Genomic DNA, 24,253 nt, shown 5'->3' with positions numbered 1-24,253 from the left:
CGCAGAGGCCGGTGCGCCGGCCGCGGAACCCTCGCCGGCTTGCGAGTCTGATGCCTCCAGGGTCATCGCCGCGCGCGCCAGGCGCAAGCGAGGGAGCGGCCGGGGGTTGTCCCTGATGTTCAGCGGCGGCATCCATCGGTGGATGATTGCGGCTTCGACCTCTACGAGCGGCTGCGCGACCCACGCGGGCCGCTCCCATACCGTGAGCGACAGGTGCTGGTGCATCCAGGTCGTGAGCCGGGCATCCCCGTCGGGCGTGAGCCCATAGTTCGAGAAGTGGCCAGGTTTGTCGGGGTTGCGGGGGACCGCGTGCAGGTCCAGCGCGTCGCGCAGCAGTGCGGCGAACGACCGCCGCACTGTCGAGCTGCCCGTGCGCGGTTTCTTGGTCGGGTCGGCCGCGAAGTGGGTGTCGAGTTCCCGGCGCACGAGGTCGTCCTCGCTCTTACCGACGTATAGCGCTGTGCCCGGCTGCGGGTCGAGGCCCAGGCCGGCCCACGCCTCAGCATTACCGTAAATCGCGTATAGGCCTGGCACGGGCCGCACGCGCCCCCTCGCTCGGGCGACGGGCCAACTCTCCCCGGACAGCGCGGTGAGGACCTCGGCGACGAGCAGCGAAGAAGCAGTGAGAGCTGAGTGCTGGGCCGCGCACAGCGTAGTTCCTGGTCACTAATGTGCAAATAAAGAGCACACCGTTCAGGCTGGCCCGCCAGTAGCGCTGGGGTTGGCCTGGGCAGTCCGAAGATTCCTGTACCGGATGCCCTACCCGGTGGCTGTGTATATGAGCCGAAATGGGAACGGTTCCCTCCCCTGCATCGCCCGGACCGAGAACTGCCGTCCTGGGGTACGACCGGGGCAAGGACCTACGGGCGTCGCGACGGCATCAGATGCAACTCGACATCGTTAAACGCCGATAACGGCCCACTACGTCAATCACTCAGAGTCATCAGAAGCCGAGGCAGTCCAAACTATTGTTAGGGGAAATAGGCGGGCGGCAACCTAGGGTTGTTGCAAACTCAATGTCGATGCTTATGGAGGCGTGATGCTTGTCGACCTGGACCTTAACGATCCTCGATGGGTCCAAGCCCTACCGGTACTGAAAGAACTGCGCCCTCACTTGACGCCAGCACTTTTGCACCAGGTGATCGAGGAGGGCAGGCAGCAAGGCCTGCGTTTCACTGCTCTCTTCGAGGAGGAGCGCTGTGTGGCCATAGCCGGCTGGCGCATCGTGGTCAACACCAGTGCAATACGCAAGCTTTACGTCGATGATCTCTCCACCGCCGCGGCCGAGCGTTCCCGCGGGCATGGAGCCACGCTCCTCAACGCCCTCTCTGAGCGGGGACGAGAGTCCGGCTGCCATTCGATCGACCTCGACTCCGGTGTTCAACGATATGCAGCCCATCGGTTCTATCTTCGTGAGCGGATGAACATCAGCGCACACCATTTCAGCCGGCACCTGGATTGAGCCCACCACCACTCTCATGACGACTCACCAGTGGACTGACCGCAGTTTTACTTGAACCCACTCCCCGTGATGGCTCGGGCCCGGAGTACTGTTTGAGTCTCCACTCACTATCAGGGGTGGCCAAGTACCAGAGCTACTACCGATGCTGAAAGGTGAGCGCTTGTCCGAGTGGGTTCGCATAGCGGCCAGATCGAAACGCAACTACGTATGGCTCGGCGTCAACGGACAAGGTAAGCCGAAGGTCACCGGTGCACCCTGGTACATGCCTGACGGTGTCACCAGTGTCTACCCGTTCATCGTGGACTGGCGTCCTGAAGAACTTCCCTTCCCGGTATGGCTTGCTCCCTACAACGGAGGTAAGAAGTTCGGTGACCTGCTGTGGACCGGTGGGATAACGCTGAAGATTGCCTCCACTCGTTTCATCGAGGCACTTCGCGCAGCTGAGGTCACCGGTTACCGAACCTTCGACGTCGAAGTTCGAGACCACGCCGGCTCGCCTGTCGAGGGATACACCGGCTTCGCGACCGATCCGTCGCCGGGGTCTGACATCCAGAACATCTACGGCCAGACGGGTCAGAACTTTTCTTTCATCGCCACACAGCGTGTCGTCAAGGCATTGCACGATCACGGAGCTGACCAGCTGGACATGAGCCCCTACACCCCCGACTGAATGGCACGCATTGTCGGAACTGACGGGATTGACGTCGTCTCTTGTTGTTCGAGCCAGCTTCGATAGCGGGAAACGAGAACGTCGTTGCGGGTCCGTCCTCGTTCGAGTCGGGAGAGATAGGACGGCCAGTGGTTGAGGTGCTCGGCCACCTGCTGCAGGGTCATGCCGAGTTCGCGTCGCTTGAGGCGCAGGTCAAGAATCTGTGGTGCTGGGACCGGGTTGACGATTTGACGGTAGACCTCGCGGGCGACGTAGCGCTTGAGGCACCGCATGATCTCCCGTTTGCTCTTCCCCTCAGTGGTGCGTTTGTCGACGTAATCTTTCGTCCTAGCGTCCGAGCCCATCCGAACCAGGACGACGTGGTGAAGAGCGCTATTGGCGTGCCGGTCCCCACCGCGGCTGAGCCGGCGGTGCAATGTATGAGCCGAAGTGGGATGGCTACCTTCACTGCATCATGCGTGCCGAGGACTATGAGGACGCCGATAACGGCCCATACGTCACCTCCACTGCAGTACGTAAACGTGGGTGCTGAACCGGAACAAACGGGCATGGGAGACAAGACGGTCAACGTCGGCGTGTCCCACCCGGTTCGGCAGCGTCTTGCTAACCATCGTTACCGGCCCTATTCCCGCTCGTCCCTGGTCCGTACCGCAAGTGCGGGACCAGCGGCCACGGCCCGGACAATTCGACTCCTGTCCTCCCCCTCGGTCCACACGTACGGTACCTGTCGCGCAATGCGCTCTGGTGCGTGAGCCCAAATTGCGCGCTCAGCCTCCATGTACTCTTCCGGCGTTCCCCACATTGGCGGCACGTCGGCGCAGTGATGCCCTTCCCGCCAGTGCCGCGCGACCGTGCTTTTCGGCACCCGAAGTGCCGTCGAAGCCTCTCGCACTGACATACCAGCCTCGCGGGCTTCATAGACAGCCATATGCAATAGCCGCGTTTCCTCGTGCTGAGCGATACTCGCTCGCACCCGTGCTACCTCAAACGCTTGTGACGTCGTCGTGAACTCAGTCATGATCACCTTTCGCCAGCCTCCCGCCACGGAACACCTTCGACTGTCCCACCGTGGGACATAGGTTGTCAATCGGTCGATCTTTACGCTCGTCTATGGACGCACTAACTCCTGAAGTTGGATATTTGACGAATTCACAAGCCACCCCAGCTTCAGCCTAGTCACACAGTTCCCCCGCTAAGGCTTGTGGGCGGTAATGACCAGGTTGCCGGTGCCTCGCCCGGCTGGCTCGCCCTCAAAGCCTCCGAATACGTCGTCTACGACCAGTCCGGCTTCGTTGAGCATGGTGCGCAGTTGCTCTTCTGAACGGAAGCGGAGGGTTTCACACCCGATATTCTCAGTGCCGTCAGCGCCGACTTCATGCGCGCAAAATTCAACTAGGCCGTTCGCCTCGTCAACATGGGTGGTCTGGTACCAGTGCTGGCTTTGCCCTTCGGGAAGTTGAACAATTTTGTGGCTGCGCTCTTTTGTCCACGCTTCCCAACCTCGTGCCTCGGGATCACGGCTATTGAAAGCAAACCGGCCGCCGGGGACAAGATGTTCTGCAATATCGGCGAAAGACCGGGCTAACTCCGCATCGTCAAGAATTTCCTGAGGAACATTCGCGCTCATGATTGCAACGTCAAACTCGCGGCCCGGTCCAATTACTGTCGAGTCGCCCTCGATCCATTCCACACGCCCGGCCATCGGCTTCGCCCGCGCCGCTTCGAGTCTTGACCCATCAGGATCCACCCCTGTGACGTTGCAACCTGCCACCGCGACCGCAAGAGTCACACGTCCGGTGCCACAACCCAGGTCGAGCACCCGCGCAGCAGGGACCGCTGTAGCAAATTTCAGAAAGAATTCGTCATCAACGCCCCAGGTATTGACGGCATCGTACAAATCGGAGGAATGAGAGTCAGCCATCGTGTCAGAGTAGTCGGAGCTTTGCTCCGATCAGCGCTCTCCTGCACCGCCTGGCATTAGCCGAAGTAGAATTGTGAGGTGGCTGCGCGAGGCTGTCAGCGGTAGACGGTGAGGGTTTGAACGTGGAGCTGACGGGAACTGTACGCAGCGGCAGCGAGATTGCGACAAGCCGGATTACTGAAGCGGCAACCTACGATGAGGCCCGCGAGGCCATGACGGCGAAAATATCGGAAGGGTCCTGGCTGAGTCACATGAAAGAAGATGGCGAGTTGCGTGTGCTGCTTCAGGACGTGATTGCTGGCCTGGCGGTTGACCCTCCGAGTTCGGAGGGTCAACTCTTGAACGTCCTTCCCGCTTAACGAACCATTAGTATTCCGGTTCAGAAGCGTCTTGACGCTTATTCAGTTCTTCAGACAGCACACTGTAATTGTCTCTGGCCGTAGGACCAGGAAATGGTGTGTCGAGTTCTTCGAAAGCTTGATCGCAGAGCAGCAGGAGTTCTGCCGTGCTCAGAGTGCTGAGGTCGGGTGGGAGGAACGCCGACTTGTCGGGATCAAGGTCGAAACCCGTCAGGTCGAACTCACCGAAGTAGAGGTCCCAGTCATCGGTAAGTGCACCAGAGCCCTCCGTGATGGTATTGGTTGGCAGCTTGCTCATGCCGCCACCTCCTGCATCTGTCGGCTGAGGGTCAGCGCCGGGCATACGGGAAGCATGGACGGGGCCTGCACCATTATTTTGCCGGAGGCTCCCATGCTGGCCGACATCAGGCTCAGTGCCCGTTCCAGCGAATCGATGGAGTTGCCCTCGATATGCCTGGCGCCAGTAAGGTCCACCGTGACGGACAAGCCGCCGATGAGCGCACATGCCCGCCGGGCGATTGGCAGCAGAGCGCGGTAGTTGATTTCTGTAAGGCACCCGTTCACGGCGATAACCGCAGCTGTGCGGTCAACATCAAGCCGGACAAGTACACGCAGTTTGTGATCCATAAAAACTCCACAAGATAACGACCCTGCGGCTCGCTGCTGAACCAAGGAAATTCTGCGGCCTACTGCTAAACCAGAAAAAGTGTAAGCGCAGAGGATCTAGTTCGGCAACCTACCCAAATGAGACCGTTCCAGGGGCATCCACCGGCTCCGCCGCAGAACAAAAGACGGGAGCTTCAAGCGGTTTCGACTCAACCGGTGTGGCGGGCTTTCCCGACGGTCCGAGTGAGGGTTCCCGGCTCCGCGAACGCCGAAACGGGTCACACTCGTTACACATAGAACTGGCCACAGGCTTCATCCTGTGGCCAGTTCTGTACAGGGCTGACTGCTTAACCCTGCCACTTACGATTGAATGCGATTCCGATCGGAAGTGTTGTTACCTGGAGGGCGAGTAAACCTGCTGGAGTACGCGCCGTGCGGTTGTTAGTGATCGAAGTGTGTTGCGGGTTTCGTGTTTGCGTTGGCGCCGGCGACGATTTGCCCGGCGAGGTTACGTAGTTTGATGTTGCGGTGTGAGGAGGCCTTCTTCAAGAACTCGAATGCTTCGGTTTGGTTGCACCGGCTTTGGCACATGATGATGCCGATTGCGATGTCGATGGGGGTGCGTGACTCCATCGCCGTTATCAGGTCTTCTGCGTTCTCGCTGTGTTGGGCGATCCGTACCGTCAGTCGTAGCGACCGGGAGGCTTCACTGGCGTAGGCTCTGGCCCGTTCTACTGCTTCGTCCGTGAATTGGTTCGCGGTATCTGAGTACAGGTTCAGTGCGGCCTTTGCATCCCCGGCCAGGTCGAAGGGTACGGCGAGGATCGAGTGCATCCCGTGCTCGGAGATGGCCTCGACGTATTCGGGCCAGCGCTCGTCCCGGCGTACGTCCGGGACTTCAACGGTGGTCTGCTCTCGTGCAGCCGTCAGGCAGGGGCCGTCGTTGAAGCTGTACTGGATTTCGTCCATGTTCCGGGCGTGTTCGCTGCTGCTCGCTACGGTGGCGGCTTTCCGGTCGCGCAGCAGGGTGATCCCGCAGAGCACTTGCTCTCCGTCCTCTCCGTCGCTCAGGGAGCGCACAGCGTGACGGCAGAGTTCATCGAGGAACTGACTCACGTCCGTGGAATTAAGCACGGCGTCTTGAAGGTCATTGTTGGTGCGCGAATCGGTGAGATCGCTGCTCATTTGCAGGGGGCCCCGGTTCTGTCATGCCAGAGCGGCATCAGAAGATAATTTCCATACCCGGAGCACCGGTCAAGCATGCAAAGGAAACAAAAACTAGCAACCATGTCGGCGTAGCTATTGTCGGCTCTTTGCTGAACCTCACCCCCAGTCTACCGGCTCACCCCCGTCACCGGGGCACGGTCTCAAGAAACCCACGGGTGCAGGGCCAATAACGGATCGTTTCTCGTTGGTATCACAGCGGCGTCCTGTCGTAACCCGAGCAGGACCGGCAAGGCGTGGGGTATCTTCTTTCGAAGGGCGGCCTCGGTTACCGTCCCTGACCGTTCGCTACTTTCCCGTCTGACCGCACGGCGAGCTACCGCAAAGGGAAACCCGTCATACACGGACACCGGAACACACCGCTGAGCGCAACGGATCAGCCCTCAACCCAGGATGGTGGCCTGGCAAGCCAGGATCAGGAGATTCTGGCCGGGCTGCTTGTGCGCGTAGCGCAGGGTGACCGGGAGGCGTTCACTGCGTTCTATGAGTTGACGTCGCACCGGGTGTACGGCCTGGCCCGCCGGATCGTTGTTGATCCTGGCATGGCGGAGGACTCGGCGCAGGAAATCTTTCTGATTGTGTGGAAGGACGCACACAAATACAGCCCGACACTTGGTAGTCCCATGACCTGGTTGATGACGATCACGCACCGCAAAGCCGTGGATAAAGTCCGGTTGGAGCAGAACGGGAGCAACAGGGAAGCACGTTGGGGCGCGGCCAACCACAGCCCGGGATACGACGTCGTGGCTGAAACCGTCACCGGAAGAATTGAGGCCGAAACCGTGCTCCAGTGCTTGAATACGCTCTCTCCTCGGCAGCGCGAGGCAATCGATCTGGCCTACTACAACTGTCTGACTTACCGCGAAGTGGCCGAACGACTGTCCGCGCCACTGCCAACGATCAAAGCACGCATCAGAGCCGGACTGCAGCGGATACAAACCTGCCTGGGCGAGGCATAAGGTGGAATCACTCACCCGCCACGCACAGGATGCTGCGCCAGACTCCACGGCTAAGAGTCCTGCGGAGCATCTGGCTGATTTGGAGTCAGCGCGCCCACATCTCGTCGGCGTCGTACTGGCTGCACGGGTTGTGTGCGAACGGGTGGCCTCAGTACCTGGTTCGGATACTTTCCGGACAGCGGATGCGCAGCGGTTGCTCAGCGCAGCCGTGCATGACCTGGAAGACCTGGATGACCGACTCGACCGAGCCCGAAACGGAGTATCCGAAGGATGAGCTATTCCAACGAGCGAACGATCCAGGCGCTACGCAGCGACGGCACAGGTGAACAGCTACTGGCCCAACTGGAGTTCCTGGACATGGAGATAGACACAATCCTGCGTTCCGGTGGTACCTCACAGGATGTCCGCCCGGCACAGGAACGCTTCGACAATCTCCTGCCGCCGTCCTGACCGAAGGCACTATTGGGTGATGATTTCTCCGGTGCTCGCCAGGTGAATGGCGACGTCGCGCAGCTTGACGTTGCTCAGGGAGCTGGCTTTGGTCAGGATGACGAACGCTTGCTGCGCGGTAATTTTGTACCGCTCCATCAGGATGCCTTTGGCCTGACCGATCAGGTCCCGGGTGTCCATGGCCTGTTGGTACTGGCCGATTTTCTGCGCGTCGGCGAAGGCCACGGCGGCGTGAGCGGCAACAAGTAAACCAACGTGTTTTTTGATTCCTCGGTGAAAGCCCCGGTTTCACGTCCGTACAGGTTCAATGCACCAAGGTTGTCCCCCTCAACGTAGAGCTGGAACGAGAGCATGCTCTGGCGCCGAGGGCGTAGGCGCGCTTCCCGAATTCGGGCCAGCGGGGGTCGCTGCTGGTATCCGATACCAGGACTGTTTGCTCCTTGAACACCGCATCCAGGCAAGGGCCCTGCCGAACCTCCATTTGGAGCGCATCGACTTGCACGGGAAGGTCACTGGTAGGAGCCCGCGATTCGACCTGTTTGCGCTCGATGATCATACTGATCGATGCTTCATCCACGCCGGGGATGATTTGCACCGCGGCGCGGACTAGATCTTCAAGGATGTCATTGGGGGTTTGCTCTGACTGCAGCTCACGGGCGAGTTCGCTCAACCGGACCGCGAGGTCGTCCTTGTCGCCGGCGGACCCATTTTCTGATGTCGAAGAGTGCTCTGTGTTGCTGTCCCGGTCCGTTCCCATACCAGTTCCTCCTCACAGCCCAGTCACTCATTTACAGCTCGTTGCAATCCGGCCAGCCTACGCCCTCCCTCCCGCTCCCCAGCAGAAAGCCCACTCGCCTCATGGGTAAGCACGAGGCGGTTTCAGATGGTGAAGCGTTGTACAGGCAAGCAAAAAGGTAAGTAGGCTGACCAATTACCCGAACTAGGAACGTTCAGAGCGAGGTGAGCAGTGCCGGAGTCACCCACGGAGTCGACACGCGAACTGTTCGCCCACGCGTCCCGGCTGCTCGCTCACAGTTGGAACCAGCGGCTGACCGAATTGGGCATCACTTACGCCGGCTACCTCGCCCTAGCGGCAGCAGCGGCGGACCCGGTCTCTCATCAGGCCGCGCTGGCCAAAGCCCTTTACGTCCGCACACCCACCATCGGCAGCACCCTGGACCGGCTCGAATACCAGGGCCACGTACACACGTACCGCTCACCGGTAGACACCAGATACCGGCTGGTCCGCGTCACCGCCCACGGGCACTACGTCCTACGGATGGGCCGGGAAATTGAACGCTCACTACTGGCCGGAAGCGAAGGATTACGTGACCAGCTCCTGCTGCTCCTCCCCCAATTAATGCAACAACCAGGAGCCGCTTGATCCGCATGAAACCGGGCAAAACCAGTGATTTCCCTTGGCAGGCTGGTAATAAGCATGCTTTCTAATTGGACTATTTGTGGTTACGGTTAGCTCACGCACGGCCACTGGGGAGGCCGATAACCCACTGAAGATGTGCATTCGTTCACCTGGAGGTATTTGTGGAAGAAACTCTCAGAAGCGGTCTAGCCACCGTCGTTGAATTCGTTCCGAAGCTGTTGCTGTTCCTGGTCATCCTGATCGTGGGACTACTGATCGCCAAAGCGATCTCCAAAGCCCTGTCCAAGCTCCTGGAACGGGTCGGATTCGACCGTGCGGTTGAGCGCGGCGGAGTGAAGAAGGCGCTGGCGAAATCCTCTCTGGATGCCAGCGACATCATCGCGAAAATCCTCTACTACACGCTCGTGCTGTTCGTGCTGCAGTTCGCCTTCGGAGTTTTCGGACCAAACCCGGTCAGCGACCTGCTCCGTGGCATTATCGCGTTCCTGCCGAAGATCATCGTCGCGATCATCATCGTCATCATCGCCGCCGCCATCGCGGCAGCGGTCAAGAGCCTCATCCAGAACGCCCTGGGTGGCCTCTCGTACGGCAAGGTTCTGGCGAACATCGCCAGTATCTTCATCCTCGGCATCGGCATCATCGCGGCCCTGAACCAGGTCGAGATCGCCACCACGGTCACCACACCGATACTCATCGCGGTACTGTCCGCGATTGTCGGCGTCATCATCGTCGGTGTCGGCGGCGGGCTGATCAAACCCATGTCTCAGCGCTGGGAAACCTACCTCAACAAAGCTGAGGAAGAAGCCCCGAAGGTGAAGGCCGAAGCCCAGAACTCACCCTCCGCGAAGGAGCAGCTCAAGAGCAAGGCCCAGCAGGAGCAGGCCAAGAGCCAGGCCAACGACGGATCCGGCGCCCACCGCGTCTAACCCACCGATCGCATACCCTCCCTCCGCAGCATCGACTGCACCATCACTGACAAGGAGAACACCATGATTTCCCAGGACAACATCAACCAGATCCTCGAAGCCGGCGGTCAGGTCCTCGATAACGACGGCAACAAGATCGGCAAGGTCGGCCAGATCTACGTCGACGACCACACAGGCAACCCGAGCTGGGTCACCATCAACACCGGACTCTTCGGCTCCAACGAATCCTTCGCACCCCTGGAAGGAGCGTCACTGGAAGGTAACGACGTCCGCGTCGCCTACGACAAGTCAACAGTCAAGGACGCACCGAACGTCGCACCCGACGGGCACCTCAGCGAGCAGGAAGAAGCCGAGCTTTACCGCTACTACGGTCTCACCGACAGCTACACCACGGGCACTACCGGGGACTACGACCGAACTGACTACGACACCAGCCGGAACACTGATCGTGGGGCGGTCGGTCACGACACATCGGGCCCGACCACCGATGACGCGATGACCCGCTCCGAGGAGCAGTTGCGCGTTGGCACCGAGCGTCACGAAGCAGGCCGGGCCCGGTTGCGGAAGTTCGTCGTCACCGAGAACGTCACGAAGACGGTTCCTGTTCAGCGTGAAGAGGTCCGTGTCGAGCGTGAGCCGATCACCGACGCCAACCGGGACGAGGCAACGGCTGGGCCGGCGATCAGCGACGAAGAACACGAAGTTGTCCTTCACGAGGAACGACCCGTCGTGGAGAAGGAAACTGTACCGGTTGAGCGGGTTCGCCTGGACAAGGAAACCGTCACCGAGGAGCAGACCGTCAACGAGGAAGTCCGCAAGGAACAAATCGACACCGACGACATCGACACCACCCGCGGCCGCTAAGCGACGCGGAAGAGTACCAGGATCAGTAATTCAGGGAGAGCATTATGAGCACCAGTGCAGGATCGGCCCGCAGCGATGACAACGACGACCAGGGCCACAACAAGCACCGAGACGTGGACCGGGACCAGCGGGATCATCTGCTGGAACGGGAAAAGGAAGAGTTCGGTGGCGTCAAGATCGGCTCGGCGTTCTTCGGCTGGCTCACTGCCACCGGCACCGCTGTCCTGCTGACCGCGCTGGCCGCAGCGCTCGGCGCCGTGGTGGGGAACGTGACCAACACGGACGTTGCCAGCCAGGCCACTCAGGATCCACAACAGGCAGGCATTGTCGGGGCAATCATCCTGGGAGTGATCCTGTTCGTCGCCTACTACTGCGGCGGTTACGTCGCAGGGCGGATGGCACGGTTCAACGGCATGAAGCAGGGCATCGCGGTTTGGGTTTGGGCGATCGTCATCGCGATCATCGTGGGCATCCTGGGCGCCATCGCCGGATCCCAGTTCAACATCCTGGCCCAGCTGAACAGCTTCCCGCAGATCCCCAACGCGGAGAACATGACCACCGCGGGAATCATCTCAGCGGTCATCGCCGTCGTCGTCGCCCTCATCGGAGCGATCCTCGGCGGGCTTGCCGGCATGCACTTCCACCGCAAGGTCGACAAAGCCAACCTCGTCGACAACCGCTAACCAGCAACCCCATTAGTTACACGTGAAGAAAAGGCAGCACACCATGAACATTGACAAGCAACAGATCATCGACCTGCTGAAGAACCGGGGAGACCACGACAAAGCCGACCAGGCACAACAGGAACTCCCCGACCAGGTCGACACCGACCAGGACAAGGGAATGCTGGACAAGTTCGGCATCAACCCCCAGGACCTGCTCGGCAAGCTCGGCGGCGGGTTTGGCGGGCTCGGCGGCTAATTCGCCCCTAAGTATCCAACAACGCCGGTTGTTCTGCAGGACCCTGTGATGGGTCCGGCAGGGCAACCGGCCTTGTCTCGCGAGGAACAATGAAAACCTACCGCCGCCTCTGGATGACCGGATGGCTCTTCACCGCAATCATCGGCACCGGAATCAGTACCATCAGCCTCCCCTGGTTAGGCCTGATCCTGCTTGCGCTTTTCGGCTCCGCAGCCGGTGCCCTCGCTCTCATGCTGCGCCGGCATTACGGGCATCGCACCGGGAACAGCGAATCCGCTGGATCGGTGGCCGCGGTCGCCACTCACGCCGGAATCGGAACCCTAGCCATGCTGGGAATAGCTGGGCTAAGCACACTGCTGGGCTCCTTCACCCTGTTATTGCTCGTCATCATGGCAGTCACTTCCCCCTGGGCGCTCCGCAGGATCCACCATGCCACCTGGTCAACAGACTTATCGACAGGTGTACCGGCCAGCCCGGCCCCGGACCGGGAGCACCATTCATCCGTTCACACTGGCCGCCCGGGAGCGAAAAGTATGCCCGTGTCCGAGTCCGTGCACGAGCTCAGCGATGCCGGGTTGTGCAGGGCGTGGCGCAGCACATACCTTCCCGTCCGGGAAGCCCGGGACGCTGCCACCCTGGGACAGCTGGCACTGTTCCGCGGAGCGTGCCTGGATGAGATCGAGCGGCGTAATCCGACAGCGTTCAAAGCATGGGTTGACGCCGGAGCCCGCGCGTCCGGCGATCCTGCCCGGTTCCTCACCACCTCCGGGAACGAGGGACGCGAACCGGATGGCAGCAACGGATCCCACACCGGGAACCCGTGACAAAAGCACCGCCAGCAGCTCTCCACCCGGCAGGCCACAGGGGCGGATTCTGAGAAATCCGATGTTTCAGGGCTTTCGTGGGAGGAGCGGGGTGACCTGCTCGTGTGAACGCACCCAATCGCCCAGGCGCATGGATCTGAGCTCTACAAGGTCCAGCACCTGGGCCAGCTCCACTGTAAGGTTTCGGTAGAAAATGGGCTCGTGGTGGGCCATACGATTCCGCAGGCGCCGAATTACTTCAAGATCAGCGTAGATCCGCGTCCGCAGTTGAGCATCACCGGTCATGCCCGAGTTGGGAAAAAGCCCCAACAACCGTCCGTCCCACAACCGGACATCAAAGCGCTGGGTAAACATCTTCTGCCAGAACACAAACTTCAGTTCCGCAACTACTTTCCCTGCTGTGGGTTGAGCCTGCCGGACCTGGATCAGTTCCCTGCGAGAGTCGAATCCGTTCCGAGCAGTAGGAAGGCTCCGCTCGAATGTTTGCTCCCACGGCCAGTTAGGACCATACACGTCCTCGATCGCGTCGACGACCGCGTTACGCGTCGCCACCTCCGCGAAATGCATCGGGAACATCAGGGCCGAGGCGACCTGCGCATTCCACATGTAGAGACTCACCGCACGATCAGGATCATAACCAGCAGCGTACTCATAAGTCGTCAACCGTGGATGAGACAACACGGACTGCAAGGTTCCGAGGTCGAGTCCGGTTGCCGAGGTCACCCCTGAAAAGCTACTATAAATCTACGAGCTGTAGGACTTGCGGGCGAAAGCCTCCCCCTACGGACACAGGAGTTAGGAAGGACCCGTTTCGTACGGGTCCTTCCGTTTTTTGTGAGACCAACAGTGTCACGCCTCTCCGCGACCCGCTGGCAACGGTTTATCGGCAGTACCCGGTCAGCCAGCACAGTACCCACAGCACGCCAGCCCCGGCCAGCGCACCGATAGCCGCGTCCAAACCCACAATCAAACGCTGAAGCAGGAAGCCCCGAAACCGGCGCTTCCAATCAGGTTTCCTTCTGTGCTTAGGCCCAGCCATACGTTCAGGTATGCACTCAATGCAGCTTCGATTGTGGGAGGGCGGCAGAGTCGTCATAAACCCTTCGGCGACTTACCGGCTCAAATACAGTGCCCACCACCCGAACTTTTCTCAGCCCTACAAACCAGAGCCGAATCGACCACCAAAACATCAACATCAACTGATGTCGAAACCTGAATCGCACCCTGATTTTTCGCCGGCACCGGCGGAGCTATCCCCTTCAACAGGAGAAAACACCGCCACCCTGTGATAGAACACATGTTCTAATATATTTAAAGGGTAGGAACTTAAATACGCAGTGCCGGCGGACTGTGAGCTTGGGGGAAGCTCGGCCGCCGGCACCGGAGAACCGCAGTCTCGGACGGCCCTCAAACGCACCCGTCGGTGCGCATTACTAAGTGTACTGATTAATTATGAGAACAGTATGGGCGTTCTCCGTGGGCATACCGCTCCTGCGGTAGGGAAAGGCGGGTAAGTCACGGGTGAAAACGCACGATACCGCGCCTTCTATGACAGGCTGCTTGATCAGTGGATTGAGCGTTTTGTGATGAGGGAAGAACCGGTGATGCTGACCGAGGCGGAACTCGATTTGGAGCACCACCGGGCCCATGAGTTCACTCCTGCTCGGCGAGTGTATGCGTGGATCCGCTATCCCTCGCAGGCTTATCTCGTGCAAGCCAACGCCACGGCGTGGACTGCGACGGCGATCCGTATCTGGTTCTTCGAACCGAAAGTCAGAATCCACAGGGAAGGCTGGGTATGGCGCAACGCCGTGACACCCGCCCCACCCACCGAGGAGTAGAAACAAACCCCCTACTCAGCGTTCTCGTCAGTGAGTTCCATGCCTCGTTGGATTGCTTCGGCGGTACTGGTGTACGTGCCGCAATGCACTCTCGAGCCTGGACCGCTCAATCCGCCGCTACCCACGGTTACCCCTTAGCTCAATAGGCGGCGTGAAGATCCTGAGAATCGAGCAGCATGTCTTTCGATTCTCAGCCTGGCACCTCCGCTTCGAGGATCGATCATCAGGGGCGGCCTAGAAGTCAGCGAGTCAGATTCAGGCTCCCAGGCTTCCGTCGGACAAATCCAAACCGTTCATAGATCACAGCAATCTTCTCCGACGCTGCAGTTGCAACGACTGGAATCCCGACGGGGACGAAGGCCTCGATCGCGGCCTTCGCGAAATCCAGACCGCGCCACTGAGCACCGGGCGTGGACGCGAGGGCTTGCGCCACCCAATAGGAGCCTCGCGGACGCGTCGCCAGCGCCTCTAGTAAGACCGAGGCACTCCCGCCACCGCCGATTGAAGACGCGATGAGTAGAAGTCCGATCACGAACCAAAGCGGCCACAGCAAGCCAACCCATGGTTCCACTGAATCATTCAGACCCGTCAGAGAGAACAGCCAGATAACGAACGCGAATAGGGCTCCGAAGAAGACGATGACGATGGACCCGACACGTTGCAGGGTCTTCTTAGTGTTCCTGGCCTCTGTCAAGAGAATCACGGCATCGCGCGACGGCGTGGTGATCACGTCTCCCGCCGGCATGTATATGAGAAAGAGGAGCACGAAGATGGGAAACGTCATCACCGCTTGCGCACGTTTCCGCCAGTGGGTCCGAGAACCCTTCCCTCTGCTGAAGGCCGATGCGGTGTTCCAGCTCAAGGGGAGCAGATCAACTAGATGCGCGCGCTTTACTCTCTGCTGCCCACCGGCTCCCGGTTCTATAGACCGCGCCACAGCGACGTCTTTGATGGTGAGGAAGCGGGGTTGTCTTGGCTTTTAGTCAATGGTTGTCCTCAGAGATGAAGGTGGGGCCGGGGGCTGCACCACACAGCTCCCGACCCCTGTTTCTTTCTTGTTTTCCCGCGAAAGGAAATCTATTCAGCGCGGTGTCTCTCTTCGTCGCGGCTTCGCCTGCCGGTGCGCAGCGCGCCCGGTGGTACGGGTTCCCAGGGTTTCCCGTTGTTGTGTTTGCGCTGCAGGCGGCGGACTTCTTTGAGTACCGCTGCTTCGATCAAGTCTGCCACGGACGCGTACCCCTCGGCGGGCCCTGTGGATAGAAACGCTGCACGTACCTGGTCAGCATCCGCCTGGGTGAAGTACGGGGTGAACGACGAGGGCTTCCGCTTACTCATAACCGTCCCCCTCTCTTCCCTGCGGGATCCGTCGAATCCAGCCCCCTGCCGGCCGGCGGCTAGCCATTGGTTAGCTACGGGGTTTCTTCGTGTCCTGCGGGGTGATGCGTTGGATCAGGGCGTCGTGGGCTTGCTGCAGGGTCTCCGCGCGGGCGCGGGCGGCTGCGAGGTCATTGGCGAGGGTGCCGGTTTCGGCGCGTGCAGCGGTGGCGGTCTCCTCTGCCTGGACTGCCCGGGCCTCTGAGGCGGCGGCCCGTTCGGCGGCGGCGGTGAGCTCGGCTTTCAGTGCCGCGGTTTCGGTGGCGTGCTCGGTGGTGATCCTATCCAGGTCTGTGACCAGTTCGGCCAGCTCGGCGTCCTTGTCCTGGCTTTCCTTGGCCCAGCGGGTTTCCACGGCGGCGTGCTGCTCCCCGGCCAGGGCCACCGCATCGGCCCACACGGAGCCGGCGAGCCTGGCTGCCTGCTCCAGCAGCGGCTGCGGGGTGGCGGCGATGTGTGAGCCCGCGGCTGCTTTCTCCTCACGCCAAACCTTCAAATACCGGGTCGCATCGGCATTGCTTACTCCGGCGGCCTCCCGGACGCTGGAGACCGTCGGGTTGCGATCGGCGCTGATCTTCTCCGCCGCGGCATACACCCGCTCCTTCGGCGAGGTCCCCGAACCGGCAGACGTCGTGGGGGCCGGTGGTGTTGCAGAAGCGGTGTCGACCATGTGAACTCCATTAGTAGTAGAGTAGTAGGAATAGTAGTAATACTATTCCTACTACTCTGCTAGATCTGCTCCTAGAAGGGCGGCTCGGCAGCTTCGGGCGCGTTGCCCCATCCGCTGTTGCTGCTGCTGGCCGGAGCTCCCCACGGGTCGGGTTGTCCGCCTTGGTTTGGCGTCTGGCCTCCCCCGCCCTGACCGTTGCCGCTGGTGCGCTGTGCACGGCTAACCTTCGCTGTCTGGAATCTGAGTGACGGGCCTACCTCGTCGATCTCGAGCTCCATCACGGTGCGCTTCTCGCCTTCCTTGGTGTCATAGGAGCGGGACCGCAGCCGGCCCTGGGCGATGACACGGGTTCCCTTGGTAAGGGTTTCAGCGACGTTCTCAGCCGATTCACGCCACACCGAGCAGCGCAGGAACAGGGTTTCCCCGTCCTTCCATTCATTGGACTGCCGATCGAACGTGCGCGGCGTGGAGGCGATGGTGAAGTTCGCTACCGCGGATCCACTCGGGGTAAAGCGCAGCTCGGGGTCTGCGGTGAGGTTCCCAATGACGGTGATGATGGTTTCGCCTGACATGATGATCAACTTGCCTCTCGTGGTGGTTGTGGTGTTGTCGTTGCTGCGGTGAGTATTTGAGTAAATGAGTGTTTGAGTGAGTCAGTTCTTGGGTACGTTTTATTCGCTGGCATCCAGGGCGATGACCTGCTTGATCTTGGTGGGGTTCAGTCCTGACCAGTGGTCTTCACTGCCGCCCTTGTCATACACGACGACTGGTGCCTGGGAGTAACCGAGCCCGCCGTCTGCAGGATCACCGGTGACGTACTCCAGGGCGTGCGTGTTGGTGGTGATGTCCACGGCGGTGAACGTCACGCCGGCTGCGGTGAACAGCTGCTTCGTCTTGTCGCACCCAAAGCACCCGGTGGGCTTGATGTAGATAACGAGGCTATGTTTCTTCTCCTGCATCACCGAGACTCCTTTGACCTTATAGCTAGCGCGATTGACCCCCACAGTGGCGAGGTCTTGGGCTGATAGTGAGCCCGGTGGACTGGCACTGTGGTCTCACCCTGCATACTCGACACCCGCTACAGCCTTCAAAGGGGCTGCTGGGGACTCATACTCAACCCCGCTTCCCCCAAAACGAGCACCTCACTCCTTCTATGTTGCATCAAATGCAGTTTTGATGCTTTTCAAAGTACTATGATGCTTCAGGTGTCGGCCATGGGAGAGGGAATTACGTTGAGCTTCTCCCCCAGTTCAGTGAACATAAGCAGCACCTCTGCTGTAGTACACATAGATCCCGCTGCAGCAATGTTCGACGGCATGCTGACGGGCTGGGAACGTCAGCAACTCAGCCGCGGTCTGGGCCAACTAACGGTCCATAACAACGTGACGTTCATTCGACGGTTCGCATCGGTCACGGGTGAGTACCCGTGGTTGTGGCGTCCTGAGGACGTCGAGGACTTCACAGCCTCACTCCTGTCCGGGAAAACCCCGTTGTCCCACACGACGTTGCGCACCTACCACCACAAGGTGAAGAAGTTCTGCTCCTTCATCACGGACCCCCGGTACGGATGGGCAGAGCAGTGTCAGGAGTCCTTCGGCACACACCCGGTGCAGATATGCCATGAGTGGAACACCCACCGGCACCTTGCCGAGTTCGAGGCCCGACCCTCACGGCGGCCGTTCACCTACGACGAGCTCGAGGCATTCTTCAACCACGCCGATGCCGCAGTCAACCGCATCACCCAGGCGGGTAAGAAAGGCGCCCTGGGGGCGTTGCGTGACGCCCAGTTCTTCAAGACGGTCTACGCCTTCGGATTGCGGCGCACCGAGGCCAGGATGCTCGACCTCAGCGATCTGCACTCAAATCCCTACAGCCCCCAATGGGGGACGTACGGCACCTTACATGTCAGGTTCGGCAAAGCGTTCAAAGGCGGTCCGCCGCGCCGCCGCACCGTCCTGGCCGTCCCGGAGTTCGACTGGGCGTTGGAAGGGTTGCGGCAATGGGTCGAAAAGGCCCGCCCATTGTTCACCGCAAACGGCTCCGATGCTCTCTGGGTGACCGAGCGGCAGTCCCGGATGTCCATCCGGCATATCGACAGCAGGTTCTGTCTGCTGCGGGATGAGGTCGGCTTGGATAAGAACCTGACCCTGCACAGCCTCAGACACTCCTACGTCACCCACCTGATCGAGTACGGCTATCCCGAGCGCTTCGTTCAGGAACAAGTCGGGCACTCCTACGCTTCCACCACCGCCATCTACACATCTGTCAGCAACGACTACAAAAACCGCGTCCTCACCGCCGCCCTCGCGAAGGTGTCAGGACCCCAGAGCAAAGGACACAAACCATGACCGGCGCCTATGACATCATCTGGAATATCCGCCAGATCATGGCCACCAAGGGCCTCTTCCACACCACGGACCTCGTCCCGCTCCTGGCCGAGCGAGGCGTCTCCCTATCCCGGGAGCAGGTCTACCGGCTCGTCACCTCGACACCAACACGCTTGAACCTGGAGGTCCTCGCTGCGTTCTGCGACATCCTCAACTGCACACCAAACGACCTCATCAGTTTCAGCAGAGCCGACACGCGCACCACCACGACCGAGCGCACAGCATCAGGTGAGATCCCACGGATGCAACCGATTGGTGACCTGCGCCCCACACCGGCGATCATTCGCCGCCCAACACACTAACGACCCCACTACTGAACCGCATAAATACCAGGTGTCTACCCCTGCCCCTCGCCTATGCCCGGCCACGGGACTCGACCACAGGCCGGACCGCCGTTCGTGCCGGGCCTGCGTTCTCGAGAAGCGAAGCCTGTTTCTGATCACCGATCGACACGGCACAGTCAATGAATCGCTCAGGCCCTTACGGGATCAGCTGATGTCATCGCTCACCGTGGACTCCGTGAACAACTGGGCCAGGAGAAACCCGTCAGCCCGACTGATCCAGCGCCTCGCCAACCACGAAATCGCAGTGCACCACACCGCACTCGACGAACTACCCCAGAACGAGGGCGTCCACTACGTCCGCACCCTCCTCGTCGCAGCCGGACTACTCCAGCCCAGGGACGAAATCCTGCAGCGCTTCGACCAGTGGTGCGCGCACTTCCTAGCCAACGCCCTCGTAGCGGACCGCGCCGTGCTGGAACCATACGTCCGATGGCACGTCGGACAGAAGCTGCAGCGCATGGCACACCGCGCACCCATTAAATCCTCAACAACCCGGCTTGCTCGCCAAAAAGTGCGTGCAGCCAGCACCTTCCTGACCTACCTCCGTGCACACGGCATCCTTCCTGGCGAGGTGAAGCAATCGACCCTGGACGACTTAGTGGTGACCCACCCACAGATACCGACACTGCTGGCAGGGTTTCTGACATGGGGTGCCACCAACCGGATCCTGCCTCATCTTCATCTTGAGCTTCCCCGCACCATCTTCCCTTCCGCTGGCCTATCAGAGACCGACTACCACCAGACGATTCAGCGATTGGAGACGGATCCGGTCCTTCCCCTGCGCGTCCGGACGGCCGGTCTCCTCATCGGCCTTTACGGTCAGGAACTCACCCGAGTCGTCGCGCTTACCGAGGATGATTTCTACAGGGACCAGGAACAGCTCTACGTCCACCTCGGGACATCACCCGTCCGACTACCACCGCATCTGGCCGCACTCATCCTCGAACAGCAACAAGATGCAGCACTCGTACACACACCCAACTCCCCGCGCTGGTTGTATCCCTCTGTCCTGACCGGGCACCACCTTGCCCCCAAAACGATTAGTGCCTCCTTCGCCCAGCACGGGGTGAGAGCCACTCCTTTACGCAACGCCGGCCTCGTCAACCTCGCCGGCCATATCCCCATTGGGCCGCTCTGCGACCTCACCGGTATCGGCCCCTACGCAGCCAGCCGCTGGGCCGACATCGCAGGCCGAAGATGGAGCATTTACCCCAAATTGCGAGTTGAAAACCAACCCTGACCCGGGCATTAGAGGAGCCATCTCAAACGAAGGTCCAGAAGCTCTCCACGTACGCCCCTCCTCGACACCAGCATCCGCAGTGTTGAGGGCTAGGGGTGAACGACAATCTTGCCGACGTGTCGGCGGCGAGCGAGTTCTTCCTGCGCCTGAGCGGCCTGGTCCAAAGGAAATGTCGAGGCGATGACGGGCTGAATCTCACCCCGCCGGGCTAGATCCATAAGAAGGGCGAAATGCGTAGGCGTGTGCATCGCGGAGCCAATGACCTGAGCATTATGCAGGTAAAGACGACGGACATCGAAGCTCACCTCGTATCCCCCGAGCGCACCGGCAATCACCCACCGACCACCTTCACGCAGCAGCGGCAACCCCTCACCCACGAGGTCACCAGCGACGACATCGAAAGCAACGTCAATGCCCTCCGGCGTAGCGCTGCGGACCTGCTCAGTGATCTCACTCCCCCGATCCACGACTTCGTGCGCTCCTGCTTCCCGCACCTCATCGATTTTGGATCCGCTACTGATCGCGATTACCCTCGCACCGCGCGCCCGGGCAATCTGCACTAGCGCAAGGCCCACACCACCTGATGCCCCCGAGATGAGGACCGTCTCCCCTCCCCGCAACTGGCCCCGTTCGATCATGCCCAGGGCCGTACCGTAAGCGGTCGGCAACGACGCGAGCTGATCATCGGTCAACGGAGAATCCATCACGTCATGCACGCGAACCGCTGGAGCACTCACATACTCCGCGTAACCACCGTCGCGTTCACTGCCCATCAGCCCTACAGGGTTCGCGTCTGGCCCATCGGCGTCGTATATCGCAGGGTCGACGACCACGCGGCGCCCGATGAGGTTCTTCTCAACATCTTCGGCCACTGCCACGACGTGACCGGCCACATCAGCACCCTGAATCCGAGGGAAATCAATAGGACCCCGCCACCCCGACCGTGCCTCCGGGTTTCCCGGGCGCCCATAGGCACCCTCCCTCGTCCACAGATCAGTGTTATTGAGGGCTACCGAAGCCACACGAACCAGGACCTCTCCCGCCTTGAGGTCCGGAACCGCAACCTCAACCAACTCCAGAACCTGTGGCCCTCCGTGCTTTGCAATCCGCGCCGCGCGCATCGTCGTGGGTATGTTCATAAATCAACCCTCCCAAGTAGGTATACTGATCTGTATACCTAGCCACGCTACCCCGATCAGTTACGGAGCGTCTAATGCAGGGACCACGGCCCATAACCCCAGCGGGCCAGCGAGTTGTCGCCACCGCAGAAGAGCTGTTCTACAGCCGCGGAATCACAGCAGTCGGCGTGGATTTGATCGCCGAGCACTCCGGCGTCACCAAGCGAACCTTATATAACCAGTTCGGCTGTAAAGACCACCTCGTGGCGGCGTACCTTGAACGACGCGATCAGCGGTGGCGGGGCCTCGTCCGCGCCACCATCGACGCCACCAGCAACCCAGTCACCGCCGTGACCGCCCCCTTCGACGCACTACGAGCTTGGAGCGTTACTAACAACCGCGGGTGCGCTTTCATCAACGCGCTAGCCGAACTCCCCGACCAAGCGCACCCCGCGCACCGCATCGCCACAGACCAAAAACTGTGGCTGTTGAACCTGTTCCAGGAACTCGCCACCACCGCGGGATGCACTGACTCCCCCACCCTCGCCACCCAGCTCTTCCTTCTACACGAGGGCGCTATTGCCACCCAACCACTCCAACTCAACACCCTCACAAAGAGTGCCCACCTCGCGCAGACCCTGGTCCAGACCGCCATGACGTCTCATCACCAAAAAGTCGAATAGCACCGAAATTGAATACCGACCTTTCACCAGTAGGTCAGAGTCATAACATTCAGTCCTTGGTTTCGTGGTGGTTTTAGTGAGAGTCAACTGCTGTACTGCTTGGTCCTTGTCCCTCCCCAGTTGTTTTTTGCCTGCTGGCAAGCTCGCTTGCTTGCCCCTGACGGAGCTGGGTTCAACCCGTAGGGCAGCACCCGCGGCGGGAATGTGGGAGGAAGTAAGCGACCGGCAGGGAGCGCCGGACATCATTGCTGTGCGGGTGTAGCCGGCCATTGGCCGGTTGACGCTGCGGAGCGGGAGCACATAATCCGTAGGACAGCAGCAAAAATCCTGTGAGCTGTGTCAGCCCGAGCGTAGCGAGGCCCGCGTGGTATTCCAGCCCGGGACGGTCTCATCGAGGGCGCTCCGCCTGGCGGGGGTGAGTTTGCCGGCGCGGGCTTTGGCGCGTTGGGTTTGGATCCAGACATCCAGGGTGGCTTCCAGTTCTGTGACGTTCTCGTTCTGGCGGTGGGGCATGCGCCCGGCGTCTTGGATGAATTCCAGCAGTTGGTTGTGGACGGTGCGCCAGTGGGTCTCCCGGTCGCCGATGACGTTGCCCCGCCAGGGGCCGAGGCTGTCGAGTTGCCGGGACTGGTTTCCGGTCATACGTCCGTCGGTGTAGCGGATCCGCTGGTGCCGGAGCCACCGGTGAAGGTTCTTTTCTTCCTGGTCAGCGGAGAGCTGTGAGGGGAACCGGTTGTGCTGCTGGATGAAGTGTCGCAGCTGGATGTATTTGTGTTCCCACGGCTCGCGCTGCGGCGGAGTCCACCATGCTGGGGCCGGCCGTGGCCGATCGTGCAGGAGCAGTCTGCGGCCGGAGATCGTCGGGTCGCGGCGTTCGCGGGAGCGGATGTGGAGCCGGACTTTTTCGTAGTCAACCCGGCACACTGCAGCGATCTGTCTGATGGTGAGCCCACGAATGTACATGAGGGTCCATTCCCCGCGGGAGGTCGCCGGCCCCCACTCGCAGGTGTCATCACCGTTCATCGGTGCCCGGGGATGCTGCAGTTCTGCTGGTTAGGTGTCGGGCCAAAGATCACTGGCGGGCCGGTCCCAGGTGAGGTTCACCGGCCCTGCCGCAGCAGCACGGAGCGGCATGGCTTCGGTGAGGGCTTTTTCGGCTGCGCTGGGCCGCTCGTAGGCGACCTGGTGGGCCGGGTGGACGAAGTCTGCGTGAGTCATGTGGTTTCCCCCTGAAACTGGCTTTCCTTTTGGGTTACTGTACCGGGGCCGGTGGCGCGGTCACGGGGTTTGGGGTGGTGTGTGCAGGTGTCGTGCAATCGCGGCGGCCGTGCGGAGGTGTTCCTAATAGACAAGTTGCCTAGTTCGGGAACATCCTCGTGCCGAGTCTGGAGTGGCTAACTGAAGGCGCGTTTGGAACCGGCGCTGGTCGGTCCGAGCACCACTCCCGCAGGAAGCGGAGTGGGTGATTCACGGCTGTGAGGTACGACCCCGATCTGGAATGGATCTTCGTAGACGATTCTGCCCGGGTCTGCTGATCGTGAATGCTGATAATCGACATTGTGGCTCTGCAAGATCCCGCATAGTGCAGCAACTCGATCGACCATCTCGGCAGGAAGTGGATCTTTGAACCAGGTCACTGCACCGATCGTATTCCCGTCTTCGTAAAAGGGAGGGGCCGGCAGTTCAGATCTGAACCAATCGTCTACGTCGAGATACAGTGCCACTTCGTTGTCCTCGAGATCACCTGCTCTTCGAAGATGATCCACTGCTACAAAAAGTCCCACCTCAACACCCAAGCGGCCAAAGTACCTTGCATGAAATCTTGAATATTCACCCGCCATAGCTGGAGCCTAGCAAGCTGTCGGCTTGGTCGCGTCAGCGTGTAAAGCGGCGGCCGGAGGAGATGTTCCTATAGACAAATCGGCCCACTTCCCATCCACGTTTCGTCGGTCCTATCCATGGCAGTTGGGGATCCTCTTGCAACGGTAGGCGGAGCAATCACCGGCACTGTACTGGCGGTGGATGCATA

The 24,253-nt window shown here is 60.5% G+C and carries 33 protein-coding genes and 1 pseudogene; 16 read left to right on the top strand and 18 right to left on the bottom strand.

Annotated features, from left to right (window positions below; translation table 11 throughout):
- Positions 1-543: GIY-YIG nuclease family protein (locus tag P4U43_RS13825; RefSeq protein ID WP_404800744.1), on the bottom strand; the 543-nt coding region annotated here is incomplete at its 3' end.
- 571 nt (positions 544-1,114) lie between these two features.
- Between P4U43_RS13825 and P4U43_RS13820 the strand changes: the two genes are divergently transcribed.
- Positions 1,115-1,462 (top strand): GNAT family N-acetyltransferase, encoded by a 348-nt coding sequence (locus P4U43_RS13820; RefSeq protein ID WP_277359245.1) that lies wholly within the window; start codon positions 1,115-1,117, stop codon positions 1,460-1,462.
- Positions 1,463-1,622: 160 nt separating this feature from the next.
- Entirely contained in the window at positions 1,623-2,132 is a 510-nt protein-coding gene (locus P4U43_RS13815; RefSeq protein ID WP_277359244.1) for a hypothetical protein, read from the top strand.
- On the opposite strand, the pseudogene P4U43_RS13810 reads toward P4U43_RS13815, so the two are convergent.
- Together P4U43_RS13810 and P4U43_RS13805 are read right to left on the bottom strand one after the other, a co-directional pair.
- Positions 2,117-2,545 (bottom strand): annotated as a pseudogene (locus tag P4U43_RS13810) (helix-turn-helix domain-containing protein); the annotation flags it as partial. The gene P4U43_RS13815 and the pseudogene P4U43_RS13810 sit on opposite strands and share 16 nt — an antisense overlap.
- Before the next feature lie 779 nt (positions 2,546-3,324).
- A complete protein-coding gene (locus tag P4U43_RS13805; RefSeq protein WP_277359243.1) occupies positions 3,325-4,053 on the bottom strand; it encodes a class I SAM-dependent DNA methyltransferase in 729 nt (242 codons plus the stop codon).
- A gap of 122 nt (positions 4,054-4,175) precedes the next feature.
- On the opposite strand from P4U43_RS13805, the gene P4U43_RS13800 reads away from it, so the two are divergent.
- Positions 4,176-4,412, top strand: coding sequence for a hypothetical protein (locus P4U43_RS13800; protein WP_277359242.1), 237 nt, complete (start codon positions 4,176-4,178; stop codon positions 4,410-4,412).
- Between the two features lie 7 nt (positions 4,413-4,419).
- Here P4U43_RS13800 and P4U43_RS13795 read toward each other — a convergent pair whose 3' ends face one another.
- From P4U43_RS13795 to P4U43_RS13785, 3 genes are all read right to left on the bottom strand, one after another.
- Positions 4,420-4,710: a hypothetical protein gene (locus tag P4U43_RS13795; protein WP_277359241.1), complete on the bottom strand. Its 291-nt coding sequence runs from the start codon at positions 4,708-4,710 to the stop codon at positions 4,420-4,422.
- Complete coding sequence (locus tag P4U43_RS13790) at positions 4,707-5,039, bottom strand: hypothetical protein (protein WP_277359240.1); 333 nt, start codon at positions 5,037-5,039, stop codon at positions 4,707-4,709. The genes P4U43_RS13795 and P4U43_RS13790 overlap by 4 nt, the downstream gene beginning before the upstream one ends.
- Before the next feature lie 420 nt (positions 5,040-5,459).
- A complete protein-coding gene (locus P4U43_RS13785; RefSeq protein WP_277359239.1) occupies positions 5,460-6,203 on the bottom strand; it encodes a GAF and ANTAR domain-containing protein in 744 nt (247 codons plus the stop codon).
- 377 nt (positions 6,204-6,580) lie between these two features.
- Between P4U43_RS13785 and sigK the strand changes: the two genes are divergently transcribed.
- Positions 6,581-7,201, top strand: coding sequence for an ECF RNA polymerase sigma factor SigK (gene sigK / locus P4U43_RS13780; protein WP_318533037.1), 621 nt, complete (start codon positions 6,581-6,583; stop codon positions 7,199-7,201).
- Between the two features lie 270 nt (positions 7,202-7,471).
- Positions 7,472-7,651, top strand: coding sequence for a hypothetical protein (locus tag P4U43_RS13775; RefSeq protein ID WP_277359238.1), 180 nt, complete (start codon positions 7,472-7,474; stop codon positions 7,649-7,651).
- A gap of 9 nt (positions 7,652-7,660) precedes the next feature.
- Here P4U43_RS13775 and P4U43_RS13770 read toward each other — a convergent pair whose 3' ends face one another.
- Both P4U43_RS13770 and P4U43_RS13765 read right to left on the bottom strand, forming a co-directional pair.
- Positions 7,661-7,876 carry an ANTAR domain-containing protein gene (locus tag P4U43_RS13770; protein WP_277359237.1) on the bottom strand — a complete coding sequence of 72 codons (216 nt, stop codon included), beginning with the start codon at positions 7,874-7,876 and terminating at the stop codon, positions 7,661-7,663.
- Positions 7,877-7,955: 79 nt separating this feature from the next.
- A complete protein-coding gene (locus tag P4U43_RS13765) occupies positions 7,956-8,408 on the bottom strand; it encodes a GAF domain-containing protein (protein WP_277359236.1) in 453 nt (150 codons plus the stop codon).
- Positions 8,409-8,618: 210 nt separating this feature from the next.
- Between P4U43_RS13765 and P4U43_RS13760 the strand changes: the two genes are divergently transcribed.
- From P4U43_RS13760 to P4U43_RS13735, 6 genes are all read left to right on the top strand, one after another.
- On the top strand, positions 8,619-9,035 hold the full coding sequence (locus P4U43_RS13760; RefSeq protein WP_277359235.1) for a MarR family winged helix-turn-helix transcriptional regulator: 417 nt from the start codon (positions 8,619-8,621) through the stop codon (positions 9,033-9,035).
- Between the two features lie 158 nt (positions 9,036-9,193).
- On the top strand, positions 9,194-9,958 hold the full coding sequence (locus P4U43_RS13755) for a mechanosensitive ion channel family protein (RefSeq protein WP_277359234.1): 765 nt from the start codon (positions 9,194-9,196) through the stop codon (positions 9,956-9,958).
- A 63-nt stretch (positions 9,959-10,021) separates the two neighbouring features.
- On the top strand, positions 10,022-10,822 hold the full coding sequence (locus P4U43_RS13750) for a PRC and DUF2382 domain-containing protein (RefSeq protein ID WP_277359233.1): 801 nt from the start codon (positions 10,022-10,024) through the stop codon (positions 10,820-10,822).
- Positions 10,823-10,866: 44 nt separating this feature from the next.
- Positions 10,867-11,505 (top strand): hypothetical protein, encoded by a 639-nt coding sequence (locus P4U43_RS13745; protein ID WP_277359232.1) that lies wholly within the window; start codon positions 10,867-10,869, stop codon positions 11,503-11,505.
- Positions 11,506-11,548: 43 nt separating this feature from the next.
- Entirely contained in the window at positions 11,549-11,743 is a 195-nt protein-coding gene (locus P4U43_RS13740; RefSeq protein ID WP_277359231.1) for a hypothetical protein, read from the top strand.
- A gap of 89 nt (positions 11,744-11,832) precedes the next feature.
- The gene (locus tag P4U43_RS13735) at positions 11,833-12,567 is read left to right on the top strand and encodes a hypothetical protein (RefSeq protein ID WP_277359230.1); all 735 of its coding nucleotides are present in this window, start codon (positions 11,833-11,835) and stop codon (positions 12,565-12,567) included.
- Between the two features lie 66 nt (positions 12,568-12,633).
- Here P4U43_RS13735 and P4U43_RS13730 read toward each other — a convergent pair whose 3' ends face one another.
- The gene (locus P4U43_RS13730; RefSeq protein WP_277359229.1) at positions 12,634-13,290 is read right to left on the bottom strand and encodes a hypothetical protein; all 657 of its coding nucleotides are present in this window, start codon (positions 13,288-13,290) and stop codon (positions 12,634-12,636) included.
- 863 nt (positions 13,291-14,153) lie between these two features.
- On the opposite strand from P4U43_RS13730, the gene P4U43_RS13725 reads away from it, so the two are divergent.
- Positions 14,154-14,408, top strand: coding sequence for a hypothetical protein (locus P4U43_RS13725; protein ID WP_277359228.1), 255 nt, complete (start codon positions 14,154-14,156; stop codon positions 14,406-14,408).
- A 241-nt stretch (positions 14,409-14,649) separates the two neighbouring features.
- Here P4U43_RS13725 and P4U43_RS13720 read toward each other — a convergent pair whose 3' ends face one another.
- The 5 genes from P4U43_RS13720 to P4U43_RS13700 all read right to left on the bottom strand — a co-directional run bounded on the left by P4U43_RS13720 (position 14,650) and on the right by P4U43_RS13700 (position 17,411).
- Positions 14,650-15,138, bottom strand: coding sequence for a hypothetical protein (locus tag P4U43_RS13720; protein ID WP_277359227.1), 489 nt, complete (start codon positions 15,136-15,138; stop codon positions 14,650-14,652).
- A gap of 347 nt (positions 15,139-15,485) precedes the next feature.
- Entirely contained in the window at positions 15,486-15,743 is a 258-nt protein-coding gene (locus P4U43_RS13715; RefSeq protein ID WP_277359226.1) for a ParB family protein, read from the bottom strand.
- 70 nt (positions 15,744-15,813) lie between these two features.
- Complete coding sequence (locus P4U43_RS13710) at positions 15,814-16,452, bottom strand: DNA-binding protein (protein ID WP_277359225.1); 639 nt, start codon at positions 16,450-16,452, stop codon at positions 15,814-15,816.
- 71 nt (positions 16,453-16,523) lie between these two features.
- Positions 16,524-17,024, bottom strand: coding sequence for a single-stranded DNA-binding protein (locus tag P4U43_RS13705; protein WP_277359224.1), 501 nt, complete (start codon positions 17,022-17,024; stop codon positions 16,524-16,526).
- A gap of 99 nt (positions 17,025-17,123) precedes the next feature.
- Entirely contained in the window at positions 17,124-17,411 is a 288-nt protein-coding gene (locus P4U43_RS13700; protein WP_277359223.1) for a glutaredoxin family protein, read from the bottom strand.
- 255 nt (positions 17,412-17,666) lie between these two features.
- On the opposite strand from P4U43_RS13700, the gene P4U43_RS13695 reads away from it, so the two are divergent.
- From P4U43_RS13695 to P4U43_RS13685, 3 genes are all read left to right on the top strand, one after another.
- On the top strand, positions 17,667-18,800 hold the full coding sequence (locus P4U43_RS13695; RefSeq protein WP_277359222.1) for a tyrosine-type recombinase/integrase: 1,134 nt from the start codon (positions 17,667-17,669) through the stop codon (positions 18,798-18,800).
- Positions 18,797-19,141: a helix-turn-helix domain-containing protein gene (locus P4U43_RS13690; protein ID WP_277359221.1), complete on the top strand. Its 345-nt coding sequence runs from the start codon at positions 18,797-18,799 to the stop codon at positions 19,139-19,141. Before P4U43_RS13695 ends, P4U43_RS13690 begins: the two co-directional genes overlap by 4 nt.
- Positions 19,142-19,334: 193 nt before the next feature.
- Entirely contained in the window at positions 19,335-20,423 is a 1,089-nt protein-coding gene (locus tag P4U43_RS13685) for a hypothetical protein (protein ID WP_277359220.1), read from the top strand.
- Positions 20,424-20,512: 89 nt separating this feature from the next.
- Here the strand turns inward: P4U43_RS13685 and P4U43_RS13680 are convergent, their stop codons facing one another.
- Positions 20,513-21,562 carry a zinc-binding dehydrogenase gene (locus P4U43_RS13680; protein WP_277359219.1) on the bottom strand — a complete coding sequence of 350 codons (1,050 nt, stop codon included), beginning with the start codon at positions 21,560-21,562 and terminating at the stop codon, positions 20,513-20,515.
- A gap of 74 nt (positions 21,563-21,636) precedes the next feature.
- Here P4U43_RS13680 and P4U43_RS13675 point away from each other — a divergent pair, with 74 nt between their 5' ends.
- A complete protein-coding gene (locus P4U43_RS13675) occupies positions 21,637-22,224 on the top strand; it encodes a TetR/AcrR family transcriptional regulator (protein WP_277359218.1) in 588 nt (195 codons plus the stop codon).
- A 339-nt stretch (positions 22,225-22,563) separates the two neighbouring features.
- On the opposite strand, the gene P4U43_RS13670 is transcribed toward P4U43_RS13675, so the two are convergent.
- From P4U43_RS13670 to P4U43_RS13660, 3 genes are all read right to left on the bottom strand, one after another.
- Complete coding sequence (locus P4U43_RS13670) at positions 22,564-23,247, bottom strand: helicase associated domain-containing protein (RefSeq protein ID WP_277359217.1); 684 nt, start codon at positions 23,245-23,247, stop codon at positions 22,564-22,566.
- A gap of 30 nt (positions 23,248-23,277) precedes the next feature.
- Positions 23,278-23,442 carry a hypothetical protein gene (locus P4U43_RS13665; protein WP_277359216.1) on the bottom strand — a complete coding sequence of 55 codons (165 nt, stop codon included), beginning with the start codon at positions 23,440-23,442 and terminating at the stop codon, positions 23,278-23,280.
- Between the two features lie 176 nt (positions 23,443-23,618).
- Positions 23,619-24,065, bottom strand: coding sequence for a hypothetical protein (locus P4U43_RS13660; RefSeq protein WP_277359215.1), 447 nt, complete (start codon positions 24,063-24,065; stop codon positions 23,619-23,621).
- Positions 24,066-24,253: the final 188 nt, after the last annotated feature.

Source organism: Arthrobacter vasquezii (assembly GCF_029455255.1).
Taxonomy (GTDB): domain Bacteria; phylum Actinomycetota; class Actinomycetes; order Actinomycetales; family Micrococcaceae; genus Arthrobacter_D; species Arthrobacter_D parietis.
Note: the sequence above shows the minus strand (reverse complement) of the source record. Positions and strands in the feature narration are given on the sequence as shown.